At 66.1% G+C, this 3,940-nt stretch carries 1 pseudogene; it reads left to right on the top strand.

Annotation, left to right across the window (positions count from 1 at the left end):
- Positions 1-3,940 (top strand): annotated as a pseudogene (locus ACPEES_RS22875) (RHS repeat-associated core domain-containing protein); the annotation flags it as partial.

Genomic DNA, 3,940 nt, shown 5'->3' with positions numbered 1-3,940 from the left:
GGTGCCGGTGGGCTACTACGACAACGACGCCGGCGCCTGGACCCCCTACGACAACGGCCGCATCGTCGAAGTGCTCGCAATCGACGCCGGCCGCGCCGTGCTCGACGTCACCGGCGACGGCGACCCGGCCACCGCCGACGAGCTCGCCGCGCTCGGCATCACCGACGCCGAACGCACGAAGCTCGCCGAGCTCTACCAACCCGGCGACAGCCTCTGGCGCGTCGCCCTCGAGCACTTCTCCACCTGGGACTGCAACTGGCCCTGGGGGCCGCCGCCCGACGCCGAGGAGCCGGACACCCCGCCGCCGGAGAACCCGGACGAGGACGAGCCCGAGAACAGTGACGAGGAGGACCCCTGCACCGGCTGCAGCATCAGCCCACAGCGGCAGACGCTGGGCGAGCAAATCGGCATCGCCGGTACCCCGTATTCGCTGCACTACCAGAGCGATCGCGCTTCAGGGTCAGGGAACAACGAAATAACCGTCACGCTGACTGAGAGCGACATTCCCGACAGCCTGCTCGCGGTCACGTTGAGCGTGACGATTGCCGGCCAACGAATCGGCAAGAGCTTCGACCCTGAGCCCAACCTCACCCACACAATTACGTGGGACGGCCGGGACAGCTTCGGGCGCAAAGTCTACGGCAGGACGAAAGCGCGCGTGCGTATCGAGCACCGCTACCCGTGCGTTTATCGTCCCGGCGACAACGGCTTCGGCGAGTTCAGCGACAGCACCCGCGCCATCGGCACGCGCAACGACTGCCGTGGGTTCACCATTAGCCAATTCTATGAAGTGGTCCTGTCCTCGCCCTTCAGGCAAGGCCCGGATGTCGCAGGCGGGTGGTCGATGGATGTGCATCACGCACTTCAAAAACGGGGCGAATTGCTAGTGCGTGGCGACGGCGCGCGCAGGCGTTTGAGCGTGTCGGGCATCATCACCACGGTGGCGGGCAAGGGCCTTATGGGCTACACGGGGAACGGTGGGCTGGCCACCGAGGCATTGCTTAATGGTCCAGAAGGCGTTGCTCTAGCGCCAGACGGGAGCTTTTACATCGCGGATACTGGTAACAATTGGATCCGTCGCGTCGACCGGAATGGGATTGTCACCGCTGTGGCGGGAAGGGGAGGGGCAGACTATGGCGGTGACGGTGGGCCAGCAACAGAAGCGTTGCTGAACAATGCCGGCGACATTGTAGTTGGTCCAGACGGAAGTCTGTACATTGCGGATGGTGGTAACCGTCGCGTTCGACGTGTTGACCCCGATGGGGTCATCACCACGATGGCGGGAACCGGCGAGCTTGGGCACAGTGGCGATGGCGGACCGGCCACAGCGGCTCGTTTGGGCTGGCCGCAAAGTATCGCGCTGGCGCCAGATGGCAGCCTGTACATTGCGGATAGTGTTTATGACCGTATCCGGCGGGTTGGCCCCGATGGGGTGATCACCACAGTGGCGGGGACTGACGAATGGGGCTATGGCGGCGACGGTGGACCGGCTACAGCGGCCCGCTTATTTGAGCCCAGAGGTATTACGCTGGCGTCTGACGGGAGCTTGTACATTGCAGATACCAACAATCATCGCGTCCGTCGAGTTGGCCCCGGTGGGGTGATCACCACGGTCGCCGGTACGGGGAAGTATGGGTACAGCGGCGACGGCGGACCAGCCACTGCGGCTCGCTTGTATTACCCTGAGAGCGTCGCCCTGGCGCCGGACGGCAGCCTGTACATAGCGGATTGCCGCAATCATCGCATCCGTCGTGTTGGTCCCAATGGGGTAATCACTACAGTGGCGGGTACCGGCGAGGCGGGCTACGGCGGTGACGGCGTATTGGCTTCTGAGGCGCGCTTGGATCTCCCTAGCGATGTCGCACTGAGTGCGGATGGCAGCCTGTACATTGCTGAGTACCATAATCACAGTATCCGCCGCGTTGGCCCCAATGGGGTGATCACCACGGCGACGGAAACACGCGTGTCTTCCCAAGATGGCCGTCTGCATTACGTTTTCGACACAAGCGGCCGCCACCTGCGCACAAATGACGCGCTCACCGCCACGACGCTCTACCGCTTCGCCTACGACGGCGACGGCCGCCTCATATCCGTAACCGACGCCGACGGCAACACCACCACCATCGAACGCGACGCCACCGGCCATGCCACCGCCATCGTCACCCCCGACGGCCAACGCACACGCCTGACCGTCGACAGCAATGGCCACCTGACAAACGTCACCAGCCCGGCCGGGCGTACGTGGTCTATGGCGTACACCGACGGCGGCTTGCTCACGAGCTTCACCGACCCCGAGCGCAACACCAATACGTTCGCCTACGACGACACCGGTCGTTTGATCCGAGACGACGGCCCAGAAGGCTTTGCCTGGGATCTCAGCCGACAGTCCGTCGAAGACGGCTACCGGGTCGATATGACCAGCGGCGAGAACCGTCTGTACCAGTTCACGACTCAGCGTCCGGATGACTCGACTCGCATCTACACCAACGAGGCGCCGGACGGCACCGTCACCAAGCGCACCCACACCGATGCGGGCGAGACCACCATCGCGCGCCCCGACGGCACAACCGTATTCACCGACGAAACGCCAGACCCACGCTTCGGCATGAGCGCACCGGTTATCGGAGAGCGCCGCATCAGCCTGCCCTCAGGTACCGAGCGGGTGGTGACCACCGAACGTTCGGTGGAGCTCGCCGACGAGTCGGACCCGCTGTCACTGACAAGCCTCGTCGACACCGTCACCACCAACAGCCGTGAGGCCACGGCCGCCTACGATGCGGCGAGCCGCCAGTTGACTTACACGTCCCCCGAGGGCCGGGTGGTCACCGAAACCCAGGACGCCGTTAGCCGCCCCGTCCGGCGGGAAGTCACCGGCCTGGCAGCCGTCCAGCGCGACTACGACAACCGCGGCCGCCCCGCTTCCATCGTCCAGGGCAGCGGCAGCGACGAGCGTCGCATCACGTTCGACTACCACGACACCGGCGAGCAGGCCGGCTATCTCGCGGCGATCACCGACCCGATGAACCGTACGGTGCGCTTCACTGTCGACGCCGACGGCCGCGTCACCGAGCAGGAGTTGCCGGATGGCCGGACCGTCGGCTACCAGTACGACGGCAACGGCAACCTCACCGCGCTCACACCGCCGGGCCGCAGCGCCCACGTCTTCGAGTACGACGGCCTCGATCAGCGCGCGGGCTACACGCCGCCCACCATCCCGGCGGGCGACACCGTCACCCGCTACCGCTACAACCGTGACCGCCAGCTCACCGCCATCGAGCGGCCCACGGGCACCACCGTCGGCTTCGACTACGGCACCGGCGGCAAGCTCGCCACGCGCACCACGCCGGCGGCGACGCTCAGCTACGGTTACGACGCCGCAACAGGGCAGCTGACGTCCATCGACACCAGCGACGGCATCGGGCTCCGCTTCGCCCGGGACGGCTTTCTGCCCAAGAGCACAAGCTGGACCGGTCCCGTGGCGGGCACCGTCAGCCGGAACTACGACGACAACTTCTGGCTGACGGAGGAGACGGTCAACGGCAACCCCGTCACCTTCGACTACGACGACGACGGCCTGCTCACCCAGGCCGGCGCGCTGGCGTTCACCCGTGACGCCGACCACGGCCTCGTCACCGCGACGAGCCTTGCCACGCTCACCGGCAGCCGCGGCTACAACGCCTTCGGCGAGCTCGCCGAGCGCGAGGTCACGGAGAGCGGCACCACGCTCTACGACGTCGCCTACACCCGCGACAAACTCGGCCGCATCGTCGAGAAGACCGTCACCCTCGCCGGTGAGACGCACACGCTCAGCTACGACTACGACACCGCCGGCCGCCTCACCGACGTCTACCGCGACGGCACCCAGGTGCACGGCTATAGCTACGACGCCAACGGCAACCGCACCGCCTACACCGGCACCTTCGGCGATGCCAGCGGCGCC

Source organism: Arhodomonas sp. AD133 (genome assembly GCF_051195215.1).
Taxonomy (GTDB): Bacteria; Pseudomonadota; Gammaproteobacteria; order Nitrococcales; family Nitrococcaceae; genus Arhodomonas.
Note: the sequence above shows the minus strand (reverse complement) of the source record. Positions and strands in the feature narration are given on the sequence as shown.